A 24,252-nucleotide genomic window follows, 5' to 3' on the forward strand; every position below is an offset into this window, starting at 1 on the left:
TATGATGTCGGCAGCGTCCCCTATCAAAGGCATTCTCTTCGACAAGGACGGTACGCTGCTCGACTATGATGAGAGCTGGCTGCCGGTCAACCGCGAGCTTGCCCGCATCGCAGCCCAGGGGGATGAGCTTCTCGCCGACCGGCTGCTTTCCGCTTGCGGCATGGATCCGGTGACCGGCCATATCGTTCCCGACAGCCTGCTTGCTGCCGGCAATACCCGCCAGATCGCTGAGGGTCTCGTTGCCGCGGGCTCGATGGTCGATGTCGGCGAACTGACGGTCCGCCTTGACGAGCTCTTTTCCAGCGCTGCTGAATTTTCCGTGCCGGTGACCGATCTTGCCGGTTTCTTCGCCCGGCTGCATCGGCGCGGCTTCAAGCTCGGTGTCGCCTCCAGCGACAATGAACGATCGATCCGCCAGACGGCGGAACGTTTCGGTTTTGCCCCCTATGTCGATTACATCGCCGGCTACGACAGCGGTTTCGGCGTCAAGCCGGAGCCCGGCATGGTGCTCGGCTTCTGCGCTGCAACCGGTCTTTCGCCTGAAGAGGTCGCCATGGTCGGCGACAACAACCACGATCTGCATATGGGTCTGAATGCCGGGACGGGGCTGAGGATCGCGGTGCTGACCGGCACCGGTTCGCGCGAGACGCTTGCCGCCGCAGCCGATCACGTGCTTGACGATATCACCGCCATCGAGACCCTGCTGCCGGACCTGCAGCCCGCCTGACCGCCGGCACTTAACCGCGAACATCGGAATCGATTTTCGCGGTTAAGTGCCGGTTCAAAGTCGTAGAGCGTCCTTGATGCGTCCTATCGGAGGCGCGGTGCCGTAAGGCTTGCATTCTTTCAGGTTTTGGCTTCTCAATCCGGCCGGTCGAGAAGCAAGGGGCTGGCTGTGGCTAAAGCAATTCCAGCAAAAGTGCACAGCGGTTTTGCCGGGAAAAGCGCGCAGCGACTTTCCCAAGGGACTGCGTGAGAACAAGCCGGGCAGGGGAGCGGGACGGCAAGATGATATCCGAAGCGCCACCGTTCTGGTGGAGGAAAGCCGATTGGCGGGCCTGGCTGCTGCTGCCGCTTTCTTTTCTGTATGGCCGTATCGCCGGCCACCGCATGGCCCATGCGCGCCGCGCCTCCGTTCCGGTTCCCGTCATCTGCGTCGGCAATTTCACCGTCGGCGGCGCCGGCAAGACGCCGACGGCGCTAACGATCGCCCGCGCCGCCAAGGCGAAGGGGTTGAAACCCGGCTTTCTCAGCAGGGGTTACGGCGGTTCGCTCGATGTGACGACGGTGGTCGACCCTGATCATCACCGGGCGGGCGCCGTCGGCGACGAGCCGTTGCTGCTTGCCCAGGAAGCGCTGACGGTGATTTCCCGCCGGCGCGTCGAAGGGGCTGCGCGCCTGGTGGCGGAGGGTGCCGATCTCATCATCATGGACGATGGCTTCCAGAGCGCCCGGCTGGCGATCGACTATGCCCTGCTCGTCATCGATGCGACCCGCGGCCTCGGCAACGGCCATATCGTGCCGGGCGGGCCGGTCCGCGCGCCGATCCGTCAGCAGCTGCGTTCTGCGACGGCCTTGCTCAAGGTCGGCGGCGGCAATGCCGCCGACAGGATCGTCCGGATGGCGGCGCGCGCGGCAAAGCCCTATTTCACCGCATCGCTGAAAGTGCGCGGCGACAATACGCTTGCCGGCACGAAGGTACTCGCCTTCGCAGGCATCGCCGATCCCGCCAAATTTTTCCGCACCGTTGAATCACGCGGCGCCGAGATCGTCGTCGCCAAGTCCTTCGGCGATCACGAGCACCTGACCGAGGAGGAGATCGACGACATCCTGACGACTGCCGAGCGTCAAGGTCTATTGATCGTCACCACCTCCAAGGATTTCGTCCGCCTCTCCGGCCATCAGGGCAAGGCGGCACGGCTCGTCGAAAAGAGCCGGGTGATCGAGGTCGACATGGTCTTCGAGGATCACCTCGCCCCCAGCTTAATCATTGACCGGGCGATCGTCGCCTGCCGCGAACGGAGGCTGCGGGAGATGAAGGCCTGAGTTAAAACGATTCCAGGAAAGGCTGAACGGCTCTAACAGGCAGCTGCAAACGCCTCGTCCTGCGTACATCTCCAGATGCAACGCTATCACGCGATCGAGTGAAGCAAAGTTTCGCGGGCGGAAGTCAGATGCAACCGGCATGCGCGATCGATCAAGGCGATATTGCGGCTTTCGAGGGCTTCGATCAGGGCGAGATGTTCCTTGATGGCGACCTCATTCCGGGCGCGTTCATCACGCTTGTTCCACTGATAATGATAGTGGAAGACCATGGCTATCACGTCTTGGAAGCTTTCGATAAAGCGGTTTGGCGCGACTGCGGTAATTAGCCGGTGGAACCGGCTGTCCAGCTCCGAGAAATCCTGAAACCGGGCGTCGATATCCGCGAGCAGTTCCAAATGTGCCGCCCGCATAGATTGGATCTGTTTCCAGACGGGCGACCCGTCGGGCAGGGCAGCGAAAAGCCGTGCGGAGCGCATTTCGAACATCTCTCTGATCTCGAACAGCTCGAGTGCGAAACTGGCTGTGAACCCTTTAAAAACCCAGCCTGCATTCTGACGCTTCTCGATCAGCCCATATTTCTGAAATCGATTGAGAAACTCACGGACAATCGTTGTCGCGACGCCGAATTTCCGAGCTAGTTCCGCCTCGTTGATTTCTGTGCCCGGACAGGCATCGCCGCGCAGCATCCATTCCATGAAGCTCGTCTCGACCTGTTCCGAAATTGCCAAGGTCTCTTTCTTCGGATAGCGCTCTTTCTGTCGTGGCTGCTCACGTATGATCCGCCTGTGTGCTTCAGATATGATGATCCCACGTGCGGACATCCCCGCCAGCACCTTCCGCACCGTTGTTCTGCTCACGCCAAGCTGGGCGCGCAGTGCATTTTCGGACGGCAATTCCGCCCCAAGATCGAGCGTGCGAATGATATCGATCATATCATTGAATGCCCGCTTGAAAGTCGTATCCGTTCTCATAGTGCAACTCGTGATATAATTAGATATCCATAAAAAACAATTTGACGCACGTGTATCATATGTTTCTTATGTATAAAAAACGGGGGAGGCTAGGGGAATTTGGAAGACTCCGGGATTCTGCCTCAGAATTCGTCCCGGCCTGGTGGTTCGCACGATGCAACCTTCCAGCCGAGACAATCTGGCATCACATTCGGACTGAAGCTATTGAGCCTTGGCCCTCTATTGATCCTGATTATGCTCATCGCCGTCGTCAGTTTGATCACGCCGGCTTTTCTAAAGCCGGTTAACCTGGGGAACATCCTGGCGCAGACTGCAGTGATTGCTGTTGTAGCAATGGGGCAGCAACTCGTTATCCTGACGCGCGGCATCGACCTGTCTGTCGGCTCGAATCTTGCGCTGGCAACAGTCATCGGCGGACTTGTCTATCAGCAGGTTGATTCTTCAGTCGTCGTCATTATGGCCATGCTGCTTGCCGGCGCTGCCATTGGTGCGGTCAACGGCCTGGTCTTTGTCTACGGTCGGCTGCCACACCCCTTTATCATTACACTTGCGACCTTGAGTATCTGCCGCGGTCTGGCACTTGCATTGGCGCCCGGCCGCACCACCATGCGCGGGATGCCCGATGCAGTGACCGCGATCGGTGGCGGTACGACGCTTGGTGTGCCCAATTCCTTCTTTGCCGTTGCGATGTTCGCGCTTCTTTTTCTGATCCTGACGAAGTCGATTGTCTTTGGCCGTTGGATCTATGCGGTCGGCGGCGCGCCGAATGCCGCCAGAAGCATGGGTATCCCGGTAAAGGGCGTTCTGCTCGCAACCTACATTATTTGCGGCTTTTGTGCAGGTGTCGGCGCGGTGCTGCTCGCAGGACGGACCGCCGCCGCCTCGCCAATCTACGGCAATCTTTTGGAACTCGACACGATTGCTGCGGTGATTATCGGTGGCGCCAGCTTCCTTGGCGGACGAGGCCATCTCGGCCACGCCCTGATCGGCGCGGTGCTGATCGGCGTCATCCGCAACGCCCTTAACCTTCTAGGGGTCGACGTGTTCTTTCAAATGATCGCGATTGGGCTCGTCATCGTCATCGCCGTAGAGGCCGACGTGCTTCGTAACCATCTCGAGGCGCGCGCGCGCGTGCTTCAATCGGCGAGAGTGCAATGAACACTGCATCCACCACACCGGCACTTTCGGTTCGAAACGCCCAGAAGCGCTTTGGCGCCATCCATGCCCTGAAAAATGTAAGCTTTGATGCCTATGCAGGTGAGGTAACCGCTCTCTTGGGTGACAACGGCGCCGGCAAGTCGACGCTCGTCAAATGCATCAGTGGGCTTCATAGTCTCGACGAAGGAGAAATCCTCGTGGATGGTGCGCCCGTATCGCTCCATTCAACGGCCGCCGCCCGCCGCGCCGGTATTGAAACCGTCTATCAGGATCTGGCGCTTTTCGACAACCTGACCCCCGTACAGAATTTCTATTGCGGACGAGAAATCTCTTTCCCCTCCTGGCTGCCGCGTCCGCTCCGCTTCCTCAACACGGGCCTGATGAAGCGGGAAGCAGCTAGCGTCATCGATCGCCTGAAGGTTAAGCTGCCGAGATTCGATGCGCCGGTCGCGCTGATGTCTGGGGGACAGCGACAGGCGATCGCGGTCGCGCGCGCCATTGTTTTTGCGCGCAAGCTGGTAATCCTTGACGAACCAACCGCCGCCCTCGGTCTTCGCGAGTCTCGCCAGGTTCTTGACCTTATCCATCAGCTCAAAGCCGACGGCAATGCCGTGATCATCATCACGCACAATATGGAGCATGTCGCCGAAATCGCCGATCGGGCGGTTGTGCTGCGGCAGGGGCGCAAGGTGGGTGAACTGAAGCCAACGCAAGCGAACAAGCAGGACCTTGTCGCGATGATTGTCGGCGCCGAGGCTTAAAGGAGATCGCTGCTTCTTTGGGGCAGCGGACAACGAGATCGCTCTAGAGGAGGGCGGTCGAAACATGGGAGGTCTATCATGAAACTGCAATCCCTGCTGGGCGCTCTTGCGCTCCTGGCCGTCGCTGTAGTCCCGTCCTGGGCGCAGGAGCCGGTCAAACTCGGCTTTATAACCAAATTCCCTGTACCGTTCTTCGCAACAATGGAGAACGCAGCCAAAGATTATGCAAAGAGAAATCCCGGCGTCGAGATCATCTACGGGCAAGGTACATCGGCAACCGACATCGAGGGCCAGATTGCACAGATCGAGTCCATGGTGACACGAGGCGTGCAGGGCATTGCCCTCACGCCCGTCGATCCCACCGTGTCCACTGCGCTGGACAAGGCGGTGGCGGCCGGTGTCAAGATCGTGCTGATGGATAACAACATTCCGGATTGGAAAGGCAGGACGGCGCTTGCCACGACCAATAATTTCGCTGCGGGCAAAATCGCTGGCGAATATCTCAAAACCGTTCTTAAAGCCGGCGACACGCTCGGGATTCTCGAGGGCGTGCCCGGTGTGCCGGCGCTTGATGACCGCGTGAACGGTATGCTTGAAGGGCTGAACGGGCTTGATGTCAAGATCGTCGGGAAAGGCGCAACAAACTGCACCGAGGAGCTCGGGATCAGTGTCGCCGAGGATCTGCTCACGAAGAACCCGGATCTCAAGGCCATTTATGCCGCTTGCGGCCCGCCCGCTGCTGGCGCGGCGCGCGCAATCAAGAACGCTGGCACCGCCAATGACAAGATTGTGCTGGTCGGTTTCGATTTCTGCTGCGGCGAAGAGGAAGCGCTGAAGAGTGGAGTCGAGGATGCGTCGGTTGCGCAGTTCCCCACCAAGATGGCTGAACTCGGTGTGGATGCGCTGGTAAAATCGATTCGCGGAGAGAAGGTTGAGTCCTTGATTGACTCCGGCGCTGCGCTCGTGACGCCGGAGAATATGGCGAAATTCAAGTGAACCGTCGCCCCTGTGGGGATCGGATCACGCAAACGGTCCGTCCTTCGCTGGGCGGGCCGGCGAGTGACCGCTCGTTGTGCCCAGATTTCAATCTTTTATCGGTACGGCCAGCACGCCTTCAGCAAAGCCTTGGCTGATCGTTATCGATGGTGAGCCGCGCGACGCTTTAGCGCCGCTGGTTCGGCAGCACGCCGGCGCGTTTGTCGGCCTCGATCGCCGAGATCACGTCGGCATAAGGCTCCTGCCGGGCAACACTCCAGTAGCGCAATTCATCCAGCGGGATCTGTTTTCCCGTCATCGCGCAGACGACATAGGAGCCGGGCGAGAGAATCTGGAAATCGCCATCGAGATACCGGATCTTCGCCTCGCGGTTTCCGTGTCCTTCGAACAAATTCATGCGCTCCGTTCCCTGCAGTCTGTCATTAAAGCATGTCGCGCAAAAGTGTGCCGCGGTTTTGCGATCACGACATGCGGAACACCAAAGACCTAAAGCGTGGCAAGCCAATCTGAAAGATCGCGACACGCTTTAGTCTGCCATACTCCCGAAAGGACTGCTTTTCCAGCTTTTTTAGCTTCTGCCGAAAAGCCGTTCGATATCGCTCAGCTTCAATTCGATATAGGTCGGCCGGCCGTGATTGCACTGGCCGGAGCCGGGCGTCACTTCCATTTCCCGCAGCAGCGCGTTCATTTCCTCCGGTCGCAGCCGCCGTCCAGAACGCACCGATCCGTGGCAGGCCATGGTCGCCGCCACATATTCGAGCTTGGCCGATAGGCCCGACGCCGTGTCCCAATGGGCAATCTCGTCGGCAAGCTGGCGGATCAGCCCATGCGCATCGACCTCGCCGAGCATTGCCGGCGTCTCGCGCACGGCAATCGCGCCTGGGCCGAAACGCTCGATCGCAAGGCCGAGTTCGGAAAGCTCGGCCGCATGCTGCATCAACCGGTCGCAATCCTCTTCCGGAATGTCGATGATTTCGGGGATGAGCAGCACCTGAGAGGCCAGCCGCTTGGAGTGCAGCGCCTTGCGCATTGCTTCGAAGACCAGCCGCTCATGCGCGGCATGCTGGTCGACGATGACGAGCCCGTCCTCGGTCTGGGCAACGATATAGTTTGCGTGGATCTGCGCCCGCGCCGCGCCGAGCGGATACCGTGCGTTTGGTTCGGGGGCTGCCGGCTGCGGCGAAAACTGTGGCTCGGCCCGTGCCGTCGGCATCGAAAGCCCGTCGAAGGACGCCTGCGGCCGCTCGCCGAAACCCGTTGTCGGCTGATAGGGCCGGGAGGGCGACGTTTCGGCCGACCATCCGCCCACCTGCGGCCGCTGGGTATTCGGCTGGAAGCCGGGGCGGAAGGAACGCAGCATGTCGCTCGCCCCGGTCGTTGCCGCTCGGCTGCCGTCGCGCGCCAAGGCCTCGCGGATGGCGCCGACGATCAGACCGCGTACCAGGCCAGGATCGCGGAACCGCACGTCGGATTTTGCCGGATGCACGTTGGCGTCGACGAGAGCGGGGTCGAGCGTGATCGACAGCACCGCCACCGGATAGCGTCCGGATGGGATCGTCTCGGCATAGGCGCCGCGGATCGCCGAGAGGATCAGCTTGTCCTGCACCGGCCGGCCGTTGACGAAGGCATATTGATGAGCGGAGTTGCCACGGTTGAAGGTCGGCACGCCGGCAAAGCCGGTCAGCGAGATCTCTTCGCGCACGGCGTCGAGCGCAATCGCATTGTCCCGGAATTCCTTGCCAAGCACCTGCGCCATGCGCGCCAGATGATCGTCGCCGGTCGCCGGAAATTCCAGTGTCGTGCGGTCCGAACCCGACAGCACGAAGCGCACCGCCGGAAAGGCGATCGCCATGCGCTTGACGATCTCGGTAATGGCGCCGGCCTCGGCCTTCTCCGTCTTCAGGAATTTGAGCCGGGCCGGTGTGGCAAAGAACAGGTCGCGCACTTCGACGATCGTCCCGGGATTGGCGGCAGCCGGGCGCATATGCGCGATTTTGCCGCCGGTCACGGCGATCTCGTGGCCGCCGGTGCTGTCGCGCTTGCGGCTTGCGATGCTCAGCCTTGCGACCGAGCCGATCGAGGGCAGCGCCTCGCCGCGGAAGCCGAGCGTACGGATATCCTCGAGCGTCTCCGATATCTTCGAGGTGCAGTGGCGCCTGACCGCCAGTTCCAGATCGGCCGCGTCCATGCCCGAGCCGTTGTCGCTGACGCGCAGCAGCGCCTTGCCGCCGCCAGCCGTGGCGATTTCGATGCGCGTCGCGCCCGCGTCGAGCGCGTTTTCGATCAGTTCCTTGGCAGCGCTCGCCGGCCGTTCGATGACTTCGCCGGCGGCGATCTGGTTGATGAGCGTTTCGGAAAGCTGTCTGATGGCCATGGGCTATTTTCGGGGATTCGCGGGCCGGAGGGAAGGGGTTTCGATGCGCTTTCCCAAAGCGTGATTACCGCCGTCTCCGAATTTGGGGGTGGCTAGTGTTAAGCCGGTTTTAACATAAAAATGGCATTTCTAATCACATACTTCCGGAAGCTGTGAAATCGAACAGATGTGGGACGCAATGGAATGAGTGCCGGCTTCGAAAAGGCGGACACATCATCAGAAATCGATGGGTCTCCCGCCGAGGCCGATCTGCAGACGGCGCTTTTCGATGTGGTGTGCGACAGCCTTTCCGCAGCTTTCATCATCTACGACAAGAACGATCATCTGATCTTCGCAAGCCGCCAGACCCTCGAATTCTTTCCGCTGCCCGCCGAAATGCTGAAGCCGGGCACGCGGCTTCGCGATTTCCTCGGTGCGATGTACGACACCGGCATTCGCCAGCAGTACGATGTCAGGCAGGGCGGCTCACTGAGCCGCGAGGACTGGCTGTCGCAGAAAATCGCCTCGCATTGGCGTGAGCGCTTCGACGCCGTCGAGCGCCACGGAGCCGACAGCTGGGTCCGGTTCGTCAAGCGCAGGCTGCCGGGTGGTTACGGCGTCACCATCATCTCCGACATTTCCGAGAACAAGAAGCGCGAAGAGCAATGGCGCTCCGATCTGGAGCGCGTGCAGCTGACCGAGGACATTCTCGACAATCTGCCGTTTCCGCTTTTCGTCAAGGACCGCAACCTCACCTATGTCGCGGTGAATCTCGCCTTTTGCGAGAAATATCAGACGAGCGCCGACGAGGTGCTCGGGCGCAAGAGCGGTGATCTTTTTTCAGAGGAGATTGCCAAGCGTTTCGAGGAGAGCGATCGCCACGTGCTGGAGACCGGCGAGATGTCCGTCTCTCGCCAGCGTCAGATCTCCCGCGACGGCATCGAGCGCGACATCGTCAGCCGCAAGCACCGCATCGGCAAGCCCGGCCGCTATTTCCTGGTATCGACCATGCAGGACCTGCCGCGCGACGGCGCCGATCTCGATGAGTTCGGCCAAGCGTCCGCGATCACCGCCTCCAGCAATCAAAGCTACCGCCGGGCCTATGTACCGGTACCAACCGGCGGCGAGCGGCGCGAACCGGCGGCGATGGAAGCGATCGTTCCGGAGAATTTCTCCGGCCGCAAGGTCCTCGTCGTCACTGCCGACCTCGCAGCCGAGACCGCCGCGCTGCGGACGCTGACGAAATACGGCTTCGAATCCTGCTCGGTCCGCGGCGAGGACGAAGAGGAGCGGTTCCTGGAAATCGCCACCTCCTCCGGCATCTCGCTCGATCTCTTGATCATCGACAACCAGATGGGCATGCGCTGCCTCGAGCTTGCCGAGCAATACGGCATCCCGGCGCTCGTCATGGACGGTTTCCAGATCGCCAACGAGCTCACATTCCAGATCGCCCGCCATTTCAATCGCAACAGCCGCAGCGCTGCCGGTTCGGATACGGATTGGGAAATCAGCATTTCCGACGATGTGGTCGGCCTGCAGGTTCTCGTGGCCGAAGACAACGATATCAACCAGATCGTCTTCTCGCAGATCCTCGAAGGCCTCGGCTACCGCCATATGCTGGCAGCGACCGGCGACGAGGCCGTGCGCCTCTGGGCCGAGCACCGGCCGCAGATCGTGCTGATGGATATTTCCCTGCCCGGTTTCAACGGCTTCGAGGCCGCCCGCCTCATCCGGCAGATGGAGGAAACCGGCGGCGGCACCCGCACCCCGATCATCGGCGTGCTCACCCAGGCCTTCGAGCGCGACCGCGCCGAATGCGTCAAATCAGGCATGGACGACGTCATCATGAAACCCGTCAGCCCCGATATGCTTGAGACGGTGTTTCAGAAATACCTGCTGGACGAGGCTATGCGGGCGCGAAACTAGAAGGCGATACCCGTCAACTCCCTAGATTTTGGGCGTTTCAGGCGGCGGAGGCCGCTGATTTCCTATCGAATTGTTAAGACATGCCGGTCATTCTTTTGCATGGCTGCGGGGGAAGCTCGGGTTTGCATGATGAAATCGGCGGAAATAGCTTTCTTGACCGTGGGTCAGAATGAGCTTCAGGCGATGGCCTATACCGATCCGCTGACCGGATTGGGAAACCGCAATCGCATGCGGGAGAAGGTCCTGCAGATCTCTTCCGAGCGCGCCAGCGATCCGGCCCCCTTCACCATCGGCATCGTCAACCTCGACAGTTTCAAGCCGATCAACGATCTGTTCGGCTCGACAGCCGGCGATGAAATCCTCTGCCAGGTCGCCCATCGTCTCAGGGCCTGTATTCCTGACGGCGCGCTTGTGACCCGCCATGACGGCGACGAATTCGCCTTCGTGCTGCCGTTGATCTTCGAGCGGGCGAGCGCCGAGAAATTCGGCCAGATGATCCGCGAGGTGCTATCGGCCCCTTACGACCTCGGCGACCGCAACGTCCGTCTCTCCGCTTCCCTCGGCTTCTCCATCTATCCGTTCGCCGGAGAGGATTGCGAGGAACTGCTGAAGAGCGCCGAGACCGCCCTTTACCGTTCCAAGCGCCGCGGTCGCGGCCAGATCACCGTCTATTCGCGCGAGATCGCGCAGGAAATGAAGCGCGCCACGCAGCTGGAGCAGGCGCTCAGAAACGCCATCATCTCGGATGCGATCGACGTGCATTTCCAGCCGATCGTCTCGCTGTCCAACAATCAGGTCGTCGGCTTCGAGGCGCTTGCCCGCTGGAACGATCCCGATCTCGGCTTCGTGTCGCCCGGCGTCTTCGTGCCGCTCGCCGAAGAGCGCGGCTTCATCGACGCGCTGTCGGAGGCGTTGCTGCGTAAAGCTGCCGAAGCAGCACTTTCCTGGCCGCGCGAACTCTTTCTGTCGTTCAATCTTTCCTCGGCCCAAATGATGGATCCGGGCACGAGCAGCAGCGTCCTGTCGATCCTTGGGCGCGTCGGCTTCGATCCGCATCGCCTGGAGCTGGAGATCACCGAGACCGCGGTGATGAGTTCGGCCGATACCGCTCATCGCATCATCACCGATCTGCGCACCGCCGGTGTGCGCATCTCGCTTGACGATTTCGGCACCGGTCAGTCGAGCCTCGGGCGCCTGCGCGACTTCATCTTCGACAAGATCAAGATCGACCGTGCCTTCGTCTCGCGCATCAATTCCGATCGCGCCTCCGAACACATCGTCAAGGCGATCCTTACCATGTGCGAGGGCTTGGAACTGGAAGTCGTGGCGGAAGGTATCGAGGATTATGCCGAGGCGGTGAAGTTGCGCACGCTCGGCTGCGGCATGGGCCAGGGCTATCATTTCGGCCGTCCGGCGGACGGTATCGCCACGCTGCGCTTCCTGCACGAGAATTATTATGATCCGACCGTGATGGAGCGTGTCAGCGCATAAAACGATGGCGCCCCTGGGAGCGCCATCGCCTACGCTATACTACCACGCACGGATTACTTAGGCGTGGTCGAGCCGGTTGCCGTGGTGTCGGTACCGGTCGCAGCCGGAGCCTTTTCGGCCGCCAGCATTGCCAGCGTCTTGAACTCAGGTGCGGCCTTCAGCGATTCAGACGTTTCGCTGGTCGTCAGCTTGACGCTGCCGTCCTGGGTGTTCTGCGCGACGGTGATCTTTTCCATCGGCACGGCGACGTTCTTTTCGCCGATGCCGAGGAAGCCGCCGACACCAACGATTGCGGCTACAAACCCGCCATCCTTCTTCAGGATCAGGTCGTTGACGCTGCCGATGCTTTCATTGTTGCCGTTATATACCGACTGGCCGATATAGGTGTTGGCGCTGACCTGGTCCGGAGACTGTTCCGTCAGATAGCCGGCCTGAGCCGTGTCTGCCGTCGGTGCTGCGGCCGGAGCCTGTGCAGCATCGCCTGCGGGCTTGGTGACATCAGGCGTCATCGGCTTCGGTGCTGCCGGATCGGCGGGGGCCGCCTGGGTCGGAGCAGCGGGATCCGCAGGCTGCGGGGCTGTCTGCGAGAATGCCGCCGGTACGAAAGCCGTGGCAAACAGTGCGCCAGCGGCAACGGTCGTCAGAAGTTTGCGTGTCATTTCGAACCTACCTTCGTTTTTCCCTAGAGTGTTCGCTGGCGCGGCAACACCTGTTTCTCAGGTCTCGTTGCCGCGCCGGTTCGAAGGGGAAATGACTGGTGGAGCGATTGGTTCCGGTTGAAAACACGGAAAATTTCTCGATTTTCACGGAACATTTATCGAAGAACCGCCGCTAAAACGAGAAAAGGCGCCCCGGTCGGGAGCGCCTCTGATGGCCTCTGATCACCCCGTGATCAGATCACGTAGACGGGATCGAACACGCCTTTGACCTCGATGCCGAGTTCCAACAGCGCGCCGGCACTGGGCTGCGCCGAACGGGCATCCTCATCCAGCCCTTCCCAGGCGGTCGTTACCGCCAGGCGGTCGGCATTGACGCCGATGAAGGCAGGGCAGGAGGGTTGGACCGCAGGAACCTTGTAGCGCGAGATGCGCAGGCCGTCCGGACTGTAGCGGTCGACGACGCCGGCACCCCAGCGCGCATTCCACAAATAGCCGTCGGCATCGACCACCGAGCCGTCGATGTCGCCGGGGTCGTCCATGCTGTCGACAAGCACGATCGGCTCGCCCGAAGGCAGGCCGGTCAACGGATCGACCATGACGCGCATCAGCCGGTTGATGCGGGAATCCGTATAATAGCCGATCGTGCCGTCAGGCGAGAAGCAGATCGAATTCGGGATGCTGATGCCGTTGAAGATCTTCGTCACCTTGCCGCTAGCGACGTGATAAATGGCGCCGGCCTGGTTTTCCGCCCGCTTGCTCATCGTGCCGATCCAGAGTGCACCGGAAGGATGCGTGCGGCCGTCGTTCGAACGGTTTTCCGGCCTGTCGTTTTCGAGTGCTGCGTAGAAGGTGAGGTTGCCGCTTGCGACGTCGCGCACGAAAAGCCCTTCTTCCGTCGCGATCAGCTGCCGCCCGGCGTCGATGCGGGCAAGCACGCTCGCCATCACAGGCAGCGGATGCACCTTTTTCGTGCCCGTCGAAAGATTGAGTTCGTGCAGTTCCTTGCCGAGGATGTTGAACCACCAGACGGTATTGCTGTCCGGATCATAGGTCGGGCCTTCACCGAGAACGGAATTGGTATTGCAAAGTGTTTTGCCCTCGAACTCATAAATATCGGTCATACGTTCACGCTCCCAATGGCTGCATCATAGGCGTAAATGGTCGCCTTGGCGCGCTCGGCAACCTCTGATGCGGTCATTCCTGGCTTGTAGATGCTGGTGCCGAGGCCGAAGGCGAAGATGCCGGCCTTGGTATAATCGCCGAAATTCTTATCCGACACACCACCGACGGCGGCAATCATCAGCTCCGGCGGCAGGATTGCCCGGATCGCCGTGATGCCGGAAGGGCCGAGCACGCTGGCCGGAAAGAATTTGAGACCGGTGGCCCCGGCGCGCGCTGCTGCCAGCGCCTCGGTCGGCGTAAAGACGCCCGGCATCGTCACCATGCCGTAGTCGCGCGCCCGGATAATCACCTCGGGCTCGACATTCGGGGTGACGAGCAGCTTGCCGCCGGCCGCATGCAGGCTGTCGACCGCCTCGACGGTCAGCACCGTGCCGGCGCCGATCAGCACGTCGGCCGGTGCCATCTTCGCGGCGATCTCGATGGATTTGAACGGTTCCGGCGAGTTGAGCGGGATCTCGATCGCCGTCAGGCCATTTTCGATCAGTGCACCGACGACGCTTTCGGTCTCGTCAGGCCGGATGCCGCGAAGGATGGCGATCAGCGGGCGTTTCATGTCGGGGAAGGGGATACGGTTCATCGTGTCAGCTTTCTCAATTCGGCCAGATGGCTTCGGCGGCAGCCGAAAGCCCGCGGCGCACGGCCGCGTCGGCGTCGATGGCGGTGAAGGCAAGGGAGAGGGTGTTGAAGGCCTGTTCGTAGAGCGCCTGCAGGCGCCCTGAGGCGACGAGGGTGATGTCGGTGCCGTTTGCCGCATCTTGCAGCGCGCCGGCGATTTCGAGGCCGATCAGCGTGCCGGATAGCCGGGCTTGCGCGGCAGCGGCAGAAATCCCGTGCAGGAGCTGGCCGGAGCGGGCGGCAAACAGCAGGTTGGAGGCAAGGGCCGGGCGCGCGAAAGCGGCCGAGACGGCGGCCTCGAAGGCTGCCGCATCCGCTGGCTGCTCTGCCGCACCGGCAACGGCATGCGAAAGGATCGTGTGTTTGCTGATGACGTCGAACAGCTCGCCGGTCATGAAGGTCGAAAAGCCGGTCACCTTGCTGTCCGTCACATGCACCCATTTCGAATGCGTGCCGGGCATGCAGACCGCCTGCGCTCCGGAGCTTGCGCGGCCGAGCGCGCCGAGAAGCTGGGTTTCTTCGCCGCGCATGACGTCGGGCGTCGCCATGTCCCGCTGGGCAAGGCCCGGCAGGATGCGGATGTCGCGGCTTTCACCCGGTACGGAGACCGCCCCGGTCAGGATCGAGGCAAGCGGCGTCGGCACGTCGATATAACCGGCCTCGACCCAGCCCTGCCGTGCGCCGGCCATGCCGCAGATGATCACCGGCAGGTTTTCCGGCGCCTCAATGGCTGTGAGATGGCCGGTAAGCACCGCGGAAAAGCCGGTCTTTGCCGCGCTCGTCATGCCTTCGCCGCTGCGGCGTTCGGCAAGGACGGTGCCGTCCCTACCCATCAGCCACAAGCGGAAGCTGCTGGTGCCCCAGTCCACCGCGACATAAGCGGGATTTGCCATTACAGAACGCCTCCATCGACAATCAGGGACTGGGCGGTCATTCCAGCCGCACAGTCGGATGCAAGAAACAGGCAGGGACCGACGATCGCATCGGGTTTGAGCGCGACCTTCAGGCACTGGTCCTCGACCGAGCGAGCAATGCTCTCCTCGGTGAGCCAGTGCTGCATCTGCCGCTCGGTGACGACCATGCCGGGCAGAATGCAGTTGACCCGGATGTTCTCCGGCCCGAGCCTGCCCGCCAGGCTCTTCGTCAGCCCGACGACCGCCGCCTTGGCTGCCGCATAGGCGGGAAAGCCGCCCATGTTCAGCTTGAAGGCAATCGACGACATATTGATGATCGCCCCGCCGCCGGCCACCCGCATCGACGGCACGACTGCCTGCGAGGTGAAGAACACATGCTTGAGGTTGACCGCCTGGTTGTTGTCCCAATAGGCCTCGGTCACCGCGTCGAATTCATGGCGGTCGTCCCAGGCGGCATTGTTGACCAGCACGCGGATCGGCCCTGAGCTGGCAATGACGCTATCGACCGTGCGCCGGATCGCCTCGATGTCGCGCAGATCGGCATGGTGAAAGGAGACCGGATGCGTCGTCTCCCGCGACAGCCTGTCGGCGAGTTCGCGGCCGGCAGCCTCGGCGATATCGATGAACGAGACCTTGGCGCCTTGGCGCGCGAAACCTTCGACGATCGCAGCACCGATGCCCGATCCGCCGCCGGTCACCAGCACGGCTCGGTCTTTGAACTCGGGAAATTGTGCTGCTGGCATCATGGTCACCGTCGCCTCCCGACCGTATCGTTGTTCCATTATTTGGAACTTAATTTGACTATATGGAATTATCGAATTACAGTGGCCTTTCTGTCAAGGGTGGATGAGGCAATGGATTCAAACGGCGGCGGCGCAGCACAGGCACGTGAGACCGGCACGCTCGGCAAACTGATGGTTCTGCTCGATCTTGTCACCCATGCGGATGCGCCGCTGCGTTTTACTGATGTTCTGGCTCTCGCCGGCCAGCCGCGCGGCACGCTGCATCGCCAGCTCAGCCATCTGGTCGAGGAAGGGCTGCTCGAGCTCGATGGCGACGGCCGTTATGCGCCCGGCCTGCGCCTGCTCGATTTCGCCGCGCGCAGCTGGGCGCGCAACGAATTCCGCCTGATCGCCGAGCCGCACCTTGCCGATCTGCAGCGGGCAACCGGCGAGACGGTGCATCTCGGCGTTCTCAGGGGCCAGTCGATCATCTATCTCGACAAGGTCGAAGGCCGACAGCCGGTGCGCATGTATTCTCAGATCGGCAATGCCTCGCCTTGCTACTGCACCGGCGTCGGCAAGGCCGCCCTTTCGCTGCTTCCGGCCGAAAGCCTCGTCGATCTCGTCGCTGGCCTGAGCTTCACCAGCTTTACCGCCTCGACCCATGTCTCGGCCGAAACGCTGCTTGCCGAAATCCGCGAGATTGCCGATCAGGGCTATGCTTTCGACCGCGAGGAGCATGAGGCCGGCATCCGCTGCGTCGCCGCACCGGTCTGGTCGGAGGATCGGACCTTTATGGGGGGTATTTCGATTACCGGCCCGGCCTATCGGTTGTCGATGGAACTTCTGCACCAATGGGCCGTTCCGGTTCAACTGGCGGCTGCGAGGATCATGGAAGGCATGCGCGTCCGTCTCGGTCCGCGCCGCTGAGAGAAAAATTGCTATCAGCCCGCTGCTGGACGCAATCGCAGAGCATGCTTATGATGAGCGCGATATTGAGATTTGCCGACGAATCACCACAACTAGAACGGTCCGCGAAATCTACAACCAGTCACCGGCCGAACGCTCAACGCTGAAGCCGATTCCAACCAGCGATCGTCGTTCCCCGATGCAATCGAAACACCCATAGCGGGCAGGTTTCGCAAACGGTTTGCCGGCCGCTGTGCCGAAGATGAAGAAATGTGATGGCACCCTTGTCGCAAACATCCACGGAAGAAGACGATTATATCAAGGAAATAGCGGGCCTGAAGACCCAGTTCGATATTTTCCGTTTCATGAAACGGGTGACGGAAGCCTATCGCAGCCGTGCCTTCATGGTCCTCAACCTGCCGCCGATCACTTCCTTCGATCTTCAGGGCAGCACTGTCATCACCAGCTGGCCGGCCGAGCTTCTGGCTCTCTATGACCAGGAAGGCCTGATGGTGAACAGCCCGGTCCTCAGACGCCTCAGAACATCTGCGCGGCCCTTCTTCTACGACATGTCAAGACAGAACTGGTCGCGGGACGACGGCAAGTCCATCCTCGTCGCCTCCCTGTTCGAGCGCTTCAAGATGATGCGCGGCGCCTATTTTCCGACGCACGAGCCCTCCGGACTGCGCGGCGCCGTCTCTTTCGCCGGCGACCGCGAACCCTTCAGCCCGGCCGAGATGCGCGAACTCTGCTATATCGCCATCCATGTGTTCGACAGGCTTGCCGAGATCCGCAACCTCGATACGCGCATCACCGACACGCTGACCGACCGCGAAATCGATTGCCTCAACTGGACGGCGGCCGGCAAGACCAGTGCCGAAATCGCCGAAATCCTCACCCTGTCCGAGCACACGGTCAATCACTACCTCAACCGCGCCACCAAGAAGCTCGACACGGTCAACCGCACCCAGGCCGTCGCCAAGGCGCTGCGCATTGGCTTGATCAAATAAGTTGCAAAAAACAACCGAATGCTTTCGAAGCCGCCCAGCGCATAGGCAAGTCCTTCCCGGTGGAGGGCTGTCCCAAGCGCTTTTGCGCTGATTTTCCATCTGGCACGCTTTCTGCATCTCGTTTTGCGAGAGGTCCAGAGGGGACTTTGAGACCAGCGCCAGGAAATGGCGCGGCCGACACACCGCTGCCCGACGCCGATGCCGCTTTCTCCCGGCCCTTCGGTGTCGGCGGCGGTTGTTGCGTTTTGGCACCGCTTCTTTCGCAGCTGTTTGCGATTTCCTCTTCCCGGTTCACTTTTCACTGGCCTTTTGCTCGGCTTGCTCTAGTTCGCCCCGGATTGCGCCGGTTCTCGGGGAGACCGTTGCGGCCATCAGGGCGAAAGCCCGGCGGACTTGATGGCCGCAACGGATTGCCAATTCCCCGCCGCTCTTTTGGCACGCCGTCAAATCGATTTTCTTCCCGATGATTTTGTTTGGCGAAGGCTTCCGTCTCCACTATCTCTACTGCATGATTTCAGCCTTGATCGATTTCGATCAAGGCTGAAATCATGCAGCAATTCAAAGTGCTACAGCGTCCTTTGCGCGTCTTGAAAGACGCGCGGCGCTGTAGTCTGCAAGAAAAAGCAGTGAGGGTGGAATGACCGACGTCACCAAGGAACAGGTTCTCGAAACGCTGAAGACCGTGCGTGGACCGGATCTCGAGCACGATATCGTCGAGCTCGGCATGGTCTCCGACGTCTTCATCTCCGACGGAAAGGTCTATTTCTCGATCACTGTTCCGGCCGACCGCGCCAGGGAGCTTGAGCCGATGCGGCTCGCTGCCGAGCGCGTCATCAAGGAAATGCCGGGCGTCAAGGGCGCCCTCGTCACACTGACCGCGGACAAGAAGGCGGCCGCCGCTGCTCCGGCGGCCCGCCCTGCGCCGAACCCGCCGCACGGTCATCCCGGCCACGATCACGGGGCCCACGCCCCTCAACAGCCGCCGCGCGCCGGCAAGATCGGTGTGCCTGGCATCGGCGCCATCATCGCCGTCGCCTCGGGCAAGGGTGGGGTCGGCAAGTCGACCACCGCCGTCAATCTCGCGCTCGGGCTGCTCGCCAACGGTCTTCGCGTCGGCATTCTCGATGCCGATATCTATGGTCCCTCGATGCCGCGACTGCTGAAGATATCCGGCCGCCCGACGCAGATCGACGGCCGCATCATCAATCCCATGGAGAATTATGGCCTCAAGGTCATGTCGATGGGCTTCCTTGTCGACGAGGAGACGGCGATGATCTGGCGCGGGCCGATGGTCCAGTCGGCGCTGTTGCAGATGCTGCGCGAAGTCGCCTGGGGCGAACTCGATGTTCTCGTCGTCGACATGCCGCCCGGCACCGGCGACGCGCAATTGACCATGGCCCAGCAGGTTCCGCTTGCCGGCGCCGTCATCGTCTCGACGCCGCAGGATCTCGCTCTGATCGATGCCCGCAAGGGCCTCAACATGTTCCGCAAGGTCGAGGTGCCGGTGCTCGGCATCGTCGAGAATATGAGCTATTTCATCGCTCCTGATACCGGCACCCGCTACGACATCTTCGGCCATGGCGGCGCCCGCAGGGAGGCCGAGCGCATCGGCGTGCCCTTCCTCGGCGAAGTGCCGCTGACGATGAACATTCGCGAAACTTCCGACGCCGGCACGCCGCTCGTCGCCTCCGAGCCGAACGGCGTCGTCGCCGGCATCTATCGCGGCATCGCCGCCAAGGTCTGGGAGCAGATCGCCGGCCAGTCCCAGCGCCCGGCGCCGACGATCGTCTTCGAATAATGCATGTCGCCCGGAAGTGTGCAGCGGTTCCGGGATAACGTCGGTGCTTGAGCGAGCCGAATCACTGCGACGGATACCCCAAATTGTGGGGGAAACGTGGTGAAAAGCCGCGCTTCACGGAAGATGTCTTGATTATTTCACGGCTTTGCTTCATATGCCGCGGCGCCATGATGGCGTTTTGCTGCAGATGCTCAATGACGGTCGTCTTCGTTTCGAAGAGGCGGCCCGCCTGCAAGTTCGGAGTTGTCTTGTCGATCGAAGGATTGGGAACTGCGATGCGGTTGAGCACAATGCGCATGCCGACCTTTGAGGTTGGATGCAGCCGGAGAGACTACCGGTGATTACCGCTTACTGTTCGAATTGCAAGTCGGTCGAGATCCGCGATCTGTCGCATGCCGCCTCCTTTCCCGAGGATGTCGTCTGGATCGACATGATCGAGCCGACCCGCGACGAGGAACTCTATGTCGAAAAAATTCTCGGCATCGAGGTTCCGACCCGCGACGATCTCAAGGATATCGAGCCTTCTGCCCGTCTCTATGTCGAAAACGACGCCGTCTTCATGACCGCCTCGCTGCTCTGGAAGGCTGACACCGACATACCGACTCTGACCGATGTCGCCTTCATCCTGGCCGGAAACCGCCTGGTCACCATTCGCTACGCTCATCCCAAATCCTTTGCGCTGTTCATCGCCGCGCTCCACCGGCTGCCGGAAAACTGGCGCAGTGGTGCCGCCCTTCTCGCCAAGCTCTTGGAGACGATCGTCGACCGCACCGCCGAGATCCTCGAAATCTCCGTTTCACGCCTCGACATCTTGTCGACGCATGTCTTCGGCGACCGGGCAAGGAAGGTGCGCAAGCCCTCGAACTACCTCGAGGAGAAGCTGCGCGATATTGCCGGCCATCACCGGATGATCAGCAAGGTGCGCGACAGTCTCGGTTCGCTTGCCCGCCTGCTGACGTTCTTTCACACGATCCCGGCGATCCAGCAGGACCGCGAGGCGAAGGAGCTCTGCCGCACCGTCTCGCGCGATATCCAGTCGCTGTCGGAGCATGCTTCCTTCGTCGCCGCCAACATCACATTCCTGCTCGACGCTTCGCTCGGCCTGATCAACATCGAGCAGAACTCGATCATCAAGATTTTCTCGATTGCCTCGGTGGTGTTCTTGCCGCCGACATTGGTCGCCTCCATCTATGGTATGAACTTTCAGATCATGCCGGAGCTGACCTGGGTCGCGGGTTATCCCTACTCGCTGGCCCTGATGGTGATATCCGCCGTCATCCCCTTCTTCTTTTTCCGCTGGAAAGGCTGGCTCTAAGGAGCCTGTTGCAACTTCATGTCCGAAGAGAGCCATCCGAACGAACGCCACATGACGCCGCGAAAGCTGTTCTATCTCGGGCTGGGTTCCGTCGGTGTCGTCTACGGCGATATCGGTACCAGCCCGCTCTATGCCTTTCGCGAGGCGTTGAAGCCGGTGGCGCATGACGGCGTCACCCGTTTTGAAGTCATCAGCCTGATCTCGCTGATGATCTGGGCGCTGACGATCATCGTCACCATCAAATATGTGCTCTTCCTGCTGCGCGCCGACAACGACGGTGAGGGCGGCACGCTGTCGCTGCTTGCTCTGCTGATGAAGACCGCCAACGGCCATACCGCCATCCTGATGCTGCTCGGCCTGATGGGTGCTGCCCTCTTCCTCGGCGATGCGATGATCACGCCGGCGCTTTCAGTGCTGTCGGCCGTCGAGGGTCTGAAGCTCGTCACACCCAGCCTCGCGGAATATATCGTGCCCATCTCGGTGGTGATCCTGGCGCTGCTCTTCGTCGTGCAATCGCGCGGCACCGGCGCCGTCGCGAAGTTCTTCGGCCCGATCACCGCCGTCTGGTTCCTCGTCATGGCTGCCGCCGGCATTTCCCATATCTCGGACGATTACGGCATCCTGGCCGCCTTCAATCCCTATTATGCCGTCAGCTTCCTGCTGCATGAGGGCTTCTACGGCGTCGTTGTGCTCGGCGCCGTCTTCCTGACGGTGACGGGTGCCGAGGCGCTCTATGCCGATCTCGGTCATTTCGGCCGCCGCCCGATCCAGTGGGCCTGGTTCCTGCTGGTTTTCCCGGCGCTGACGCTGAACTATCTCGGGCAGGGGGCGCTCGTTCTCGGCAATCCGATGACGATGTCCGATCCCTTCTATCTGATGTATCCGAAATGGGCGCTGCTGCCGGTCGTTATCCTGGCGACCGCCGCGACGATCATCGCCAGCCAGGCGGTCATCACCGGCGCCTTCTCGATGGTGCGCCAGGGCATCAACCTCGGCTTCCTGCCGCGGATGGAAATCCTCTTCACTTCGGAAACCAATACCGGGCAGATCTTCGTGCCGTCGGTCAATGCCGTGCTGTTCATCGGCGTCATCTTCCTGGTGCTGAGTTTCAAGACTTCGGACGCGCTGGCGACCGCCTATGGCATCTCCGTCACCGGTGCGATGGTCGTCACCTCGATCATGGCCTTCGAATTCGTCCGCGCCCGCTGGAACTGGTCGCTTCCCGTCGCGGTGATCGCGCTTGCGCCGCTGGTCGTGCTCGAAATGATCTTCCTCGGCGCCAACCTTTTGAAGATCCACGACGGCGGCTATATCCCGATCATGATCGCCACGGCCTTTACCGTCGTCATGTGGACCTGGCGTCGCGGCACGGCGATCCTGATGGAAAAGACCCGCCATACCGATATTCCGCTCGCCTCCTTCGTCAGCTCGATCGAGCGCAAGAGCGAACATTCGCCGGCCCAAGTCCCGGGTACGGCGATCTTCCTGACCAGCGATCCGGAATCCGCCCCCGCCGCCTTGCTGCACAATCTCAAGCACAACCATGTGCTCCACGATCGCAACGTCATCTTGACGATCCGCACGATCAACAAGCCGCGCGTGCCAAGCCACGACCGCTACAAGGTCGAGCAGATTTCCGAGCGTTTCTCCCGCGTCGAGCTGCTGTTCGGCTTCATGGAATCGCAGAACGTCTCGCAGGCCTTGGCGACATTGCGCAAGACGGGGCTGAAGTTCGACATCATGTCGACCTCCTTCTATCTCGGCCGCCGCAAACTGGTGCCGGACGCCAAGTCGGGCATGCCCTATTGGCAGGACCGGCTCTACATCGCCCTCGCCAACGCCGCTGCCAATCCCTCGGACTACTTCCGTCTGCCGGCCAACCGCGTAGTGGAACTGGGCTCGCACGTTATTATTTGATTGCGCTTCGCCGCCGGCCTTTCTCCCCGTGTCGACGGGGAGAAGTCGCGGGTATTGCGACAGCACGCATCCCTTCGGGTTGTGCTGAGCTGCCCATAGGCACATTCCGGCACGGCCTGTTAACCGGACGTCAAGGTTAATGCGAGATTTTCAATGGAATGTTCCCGCGTTCCATGCCCGGAGTCCGTGTTGCGTCGAAAGAGCCCTTCCCGTAGCAAGCTGCGTCTCATTCCCGAGAATTGGGTGTCGCCCGTAATCTTCGGTCTTGCCGGCTGGCTGATTTTCCCGAGCGTCGCTTCTCATGCCGATCTGGCCGCCATGCTCGCCGGCCTCGATCATGAGGGGGAGAACTGGCGCATGGTGCTGACCAATTCGCCGGCCGGCTCCATCCACCAGGCCGAACTCGCCTTCGCCGAGCCGATGGTGACGGGTTCGATCTCCGCCGGTGCCGGCATGGTGCTGCCCGATGGCCGCAAGGTCGCTTTTACCGCCAAGGACAAGGGCCACGAGGACACGCCGGACGAGGATCGGGTCAATCGCAGCACCAAGAAGGGCCGCGTCGTCGCTGTCGAGAAGATGCAGCCGCCGAAGGACTTTTCCGCCGGCTCGATCCTCGAGCGCACCAAGATGCTCTTCACCCCGAGCTTCGATCTCAAGGACAGGTCGGCCTTCGTCAAGCCGAAGATCCAGGGCAAGGAAATCCAGATCGCCACATCTTTCTATAAGACGCAGCCTGTTGTGACCGATAATGGCGTGCCGGCAATGCTCGCAAGCCTCGTCACCAGCAACAAGGCCGACGTGCTGGCCACGGCCTATGCGCCGGCAGCACCTGACTATGCCCGCCAATCGCCCTTCGATTCCATCCTGGCCGAGCCGGACAGCGGCCGCTTCGTTCCGGAGATCGGCCCGCGCGATCATGCCTGGGCCGCAAGCGTGCTGGCGCCGAGCGTCTTTTCCGCCCGCGAACAGCAGTGCCTCGCCTCCGGCATCTATTTCGAGGCACGGGGAGAATCGGTGAAGGGCCAGGCGGCCGTCGCCCAGGTCATCCTCAACCGCGTCCGCAATCCCTCCTATCCGAAGACCATCTGCGGCGTCGTCTACCAGAACGAGGACTGGCGCAACCGCTGCCAGTTTTCCTTCGCCTGCGACAGCATCAAGGACAGGGTGAACTCGGAATATCACTGGCGAGTCGCCCGCGATGTGGCGATGGCGGTGACATCAGGCAAGATCTGGCTGCCGCAGGTGGGCTCGGCGACGCACTATCATGCCGTCTATGTCAGACCGAAATGGGCAAAGACCATGGAAAAGGTCGGTCGCATCGGTCTTCACGTCTTCTATCGCACCTATGGCGGCGGCTGGAGTTGAGATAAAGCGCTTGGGCAAGCAGATTTCCGGCCCGGAAAAGCGGATTCTTTCCGTCGAATTTGCGCGATCGATCCGGAGTCGATTTATCTCTTTGATTTGATAGAATTATTTTCTCGCTGGACAGAAGCTGTCTACGCCTTGACT

22 protein-coding genes are annotated in these 24,252 nt (G+C 61.2%); 13 read left to right on the forward strand and 9 right to left on the reverse strand.

What is annotated here, in order from left to right:
• Positions 1 to 4 precede the first annotated feature (4 nt).
• Both AC1D2N_RS29670 and lpxK read left to right on the forward strand, forming a co-directional pair.
• Positions 5 to 727, forward strand: coding sequence for an HAD family hydrolase (locus tag AC1D2N_RS29670; RefSeq protein ID WP_130651793.1), 723 nt, complete (start codon positions 5 to 7; stop codon positions 725 to 727).
• A 281-nt stretch (positions 728 to 1,008) separates the two neighbouring features.
• Positions 1,009 to 2,046, forward strand: coding sequence for a tetraacyldisaccharide 4'-kinase (gene lpxK, locus AC1D2N_RS29675; RefSeq protein ID WP_130651794.1), 1,038 nt, complete (start codon positions 1,009 to 1,011; stop codon positions 2,044 to 2,046).
• Positions 2,047 to 2,132: 86 nt separating this feature from the next.
• Here lpxK and AC1D2N_RS29680 read toward each other — a convergent pair whose 3' ends face one another.
• Entirely contained in the window at positions 2,133 to 3,017 is an 885-nt protein-coding gene (locus tag AC1D2N_RS29680; protein ID WP_018244988.1) for a GntR family transcriptional regulator, read from the reverse strand.
• 99 nt (positions 3,018 to 3,116) lie between these two features.
• Between AC1D2N_RS29680 and AC1D2N_RS29685 the strand changes: the two genes are divergently transcribed.
• The 3 genes from AC1D2N_RS29685 to AC1D2N_RS29695 all read left to right on the forward strand — a co-directional run bounded on the left by AC1D2N_RS29685 (position 3,117) and on the right by AC1D2N_RS29695 (position 5,932).
• Positions 3,117 to 4,175, forward strand: a complete 1,059-nt coding sequence (locus AC1D2N_RS29685; protein WP_477982537.1) for an ABC transporter permease — start codon at positions 3,117 to 3,119, stop codon at positions 4,173 to 4,175.
• Positions 4,172 to 4,936 carry an ATP-binding cassette domain-containing protein gene (locus AC1D2N_RS29690; RefSeq protein ID WP_130651795.1) on the forward strand — a complete coding sequence of 255 codons (765 nt, stop codon included), beginning with the start codon at positions 4,172 to 4,174 and terminating at the stop codon, positions 4,934 to 4,936. Before AC1D2N_RS29685 ends, AC1D2N_RS29690 begins: the two co-directional genes overlap by 4 nt.
• Positions 4,937 to 5,014: 78 nt before the next feature.
• Complete coding sequence (locus tag AC1D2N_RS29695; RefSeq protein WP_113542665.1) at positions 5,015 to 5,932, forward strand: sugar ABC transporter substrate-binding protein; 918 nt, start codon at positions 5,015 to 5,017, stop codon at positions 5,930 to 5,932.
• Between the two features lie 166 nt (positions 5,933 to 6,098).
• Here AC1D2N_RS29695 and AC1D2N_RS29700 read toward each other — a convergent pair whose 3' ends face one another.
• Positions 6,099 to 6,329, reverse strand: coding sequence for a DUF2093 domain-containing protein (locus AC1D2N_RS29700; RefSeq protein WP_003588271.1), 231 nt, complete (start codon positions 6,327 to 6,329; stop codon positions 6,099 to 6,101).
• Positions 6,330 to 6,500: 171 nt separating this feature from the next.
• Positions 6,501 to 8,306, reverse strand: coding sequence for a DNA mismatch repair endonuclease MutL (mutL, locus tag AC1D2N_RS29705; RefSeq protein WP_130651796.1), 1,806 nt, complete (start codon positions 8,304 to 8,306; stop codon positions 6,501 to 6,503).
• A gap of 183 nt (positions 8,307 to 8,489) precedes the next feature.
• Here mutL and AC1D2N_RS29710 point away from each other — a divergent pair, with 183 nt between their 5' ends.
• Together AC1D2N_RS29710 and AC1D2N_RS29715 are read left to right on the forward strand one after the other, a co-directional pair.
• Positions 8,490 to 10,211: a response regulator gene (locus AC1D2N_RS29710; RefSeq protein WP_130651797.1), complete on the forward strand. Its 1,722-nt coding sequence runs from the start codon at positions 8,490 to 8,492 to the stop codon at positions 10,209 to 10,211.
• 126 nt (positions 10,212 to 10,337) lie between these two features.
• Entirely contained in the window at positions 10,338 to 11,702 is a 1,365-nt protein-coding gene (locus AC1D2N_RS29715; RefSeq protein ID WP_130651798.1) for a putative bifunctional diguanylate cyclase/phosphodiesterase, read from the forward strand.
• Positions 11,703 to 11,755: 53 nt separating this feature from the next.
• Here the strand turns inward: AC1D2N_RS29715 and AC1D2N_RS29720 are convergent, their stop codons facing one another.
• From AC1D2N_RS29720 to AC1D2N_RS29740, 5 genes are all read right to left on the reverse strand, one after another.
• Positions 11,756 to 12,361 carry a PRC-barrel domain-containing protein gene (locus AC1D2N_RS29720; RefSeq protein ID WP_018244995.1) on the reverse strand — a complete coding sequence of 202 codons (606 nt, stop codon included), beginning with the start codon at positions 12,359 to 12,361 and terminating at the stop codon, positions 11,756 to 11,758.
• 233 nt (positions 12,362 to 12,594) lie between these two features.
• Positions 12,595 to 13,482 carry an SMP-30/gluconolactonase/LRE family protein gene (locus AC1D2N_RS29725; protein WP_130651799.1) on the reverse strand — a complete coding sequence of 296 codons (888 nt, stop codon included), beginning with the start codon at positions 13,480 to 13,482 and terminating at the stop codon, positions 12,595 to 12,597.
• Positions 13,479 to 14,120 carry a 2-dehydro-3-deoxy-6-phosphogalactonate aldolase gene (locus AC1D2N_RS29730; RefSeq protein WP_018244997.1) on the reverse strand — a complete coding sequence of 214 codons (642 nt, stop codon included), beginning with the start codon at positions 14,118 to 14,120 and terminating at the stop codon, positions 13,479 to 13,481. The genes AC1D2N_RS29725 and AC1D2N_RS29730 overlap by 4 nt, the downstream gene beginning before the upstream one ends.
• 13 nt (positions 14,121 to 14,133) lie before the next feature.
• Positions 14,134 to 15,051, reverse strand: a complete 918-nt coding sequence (locus tag AC1D2N_RS29735) for a 2-dehydro-3-deoxygalactonokinase (RefSeq protein ID WP_130651800.1) — start codon at positions 15,049 to 15,051, stop codon at positions 14,134 to 14,136.
• Positions 15,051 to 15,818 carry an SDR family NAD(P)-dependent oxidoreductase gene (locus AC1D2N_RS29740; protein WP_196251451.1) on the reverse strand — a complete coding sequence of 256 codons (768 nt, stop codon included), beginning with the start codon at positions 15,816 to 15,818 and terminating at the stop codon, positions 15,051 to 15,053. Before AC1D2N_RS29740 ends, AC1D2N_RS29735 begins: the two co-directional genes overlap by 1 nt.
• Before the next feature lie 108 nt (positions 15,819 to 15,926).
• On the opposite strand from AC1D2N_RS29740, the gene AC1D2N_RS29745 reads away from it, so the two are divergent.
• From AC1D2N_RS29745 to AC1D2N_RS29755, 3 genes are all read left to right on the forward strand, one after another.
• Positions 15,927 to 16,724 carry an IclR family transcriptional regulator gene (locus tag AC1D2N_RS29745; RefSeq protein WP_028734919.1) on the forward strand — a complete coding sequence of 266 codons (798 nt, stop codon included), beginning with the start codon at positions 15,927 to 15,929 and terminating at the stop codon, positions 16,722 to 16,724.
• A 254-nt stretch (positions 16,725 to 16,978) separates the two neighbouring features.
• Positions 16,979 to 17,713 (forward strand): LuxR family transcriptional regulator, encoded by a 735-nt coding sequence (locus AC1D2N_RS29750; RefSeq protein WP_018449364.1) that lies wholly within the window; start codon positions 16,979 to 16,981, stop codon positions 17,711 to 17,713.
• 637 nt (positions 17,714 to 18,350) lie between these two features.
• Positions 18,351 to 19,511, forward strand: a complete 1,161-nt coding sequence (locus AC1D2N_RS29755) for an Mrp/NBP35 family ATP-binding protein (RefSeq protein WP_130651801.1) — start codon at positions 18,351 to 18,353, stop codon at positions 19,509 to 19,511.
• A 61-nt stretch (positions 19,512 to 19,572) separates the two neighbouring features.
• On the opposite strand, the gene AC1D2N_RS29760 is transcribed toward AC1D2N_RS29755, so the two are convergent.
• The gene (locus AC1D2N_RS29760) at positions 19,573 to 19,809 is read right to left on the reverse strand and encodes a hypothetical protein (RefSeq protein WP_130651802.1); all 237 of its coding nucleotides are present in this window, start codon (positions 19,807 to 19,809) and stop codon (positions 19,573 to 19,575) included.
• 39 nt (positions 19,810 to 19,848) lie between these two features.
• Between AC1D2N_RS29760 and AC1D2N_RS29765 the strand changes: the two genes are divergently transcribed.
• The 3 genes from AC1D2N_RS29765 to AC1D2N_RS29775 all read left to right on the forward strand — a co-directional run bounded on the left by AC1D2N_RS29765 (position 19,849) and on the right by AC1D2N_RS29775 (position 24,108).
• Complete coding sequence (locus tag AC1D2N_RS29765; protein WP_130653505.1) at positions 19,849 to 20,826, forward strand: magnesium transporter CorA family protein; 978 nt, start codon at positions 19,849 to 19,851, stop codon at positions 20,824 to 20,826.
• A gap of 18 nt (positions 20,827 to 20,844) precedes the next feature.
• The gene (locus AC1D2N_RS29770; RefSeq protein WP_018449360.1) at positions 20,845 to 22,743 is read left to right on the forward strand and encodes a potassium transporter Kup; all 1,899 of its coding nucleotides are present in this window, start codon (positions 20,845 to 20,847) and stop codon (positions 22,741 to 22,743) included.
• A 153-nt stretch (positions 22,744 to 22,896) separates the two neighbouring features.
• A complete protein-coding gene (locus AC1D2N_RS29775) occupies positions 22,897 to 24,108 on the forward strand; it encodes a cell wall hydrolase (protein WP_130651803.1) in 1,212 nt (403 codons plus the stop codon).
• Positions 24,109 to 24,252: the final 144 nt, after the last annotated feature.

Source organism: Rhizobium sp. P1_B8 (genome assembly GCF_056406515.1).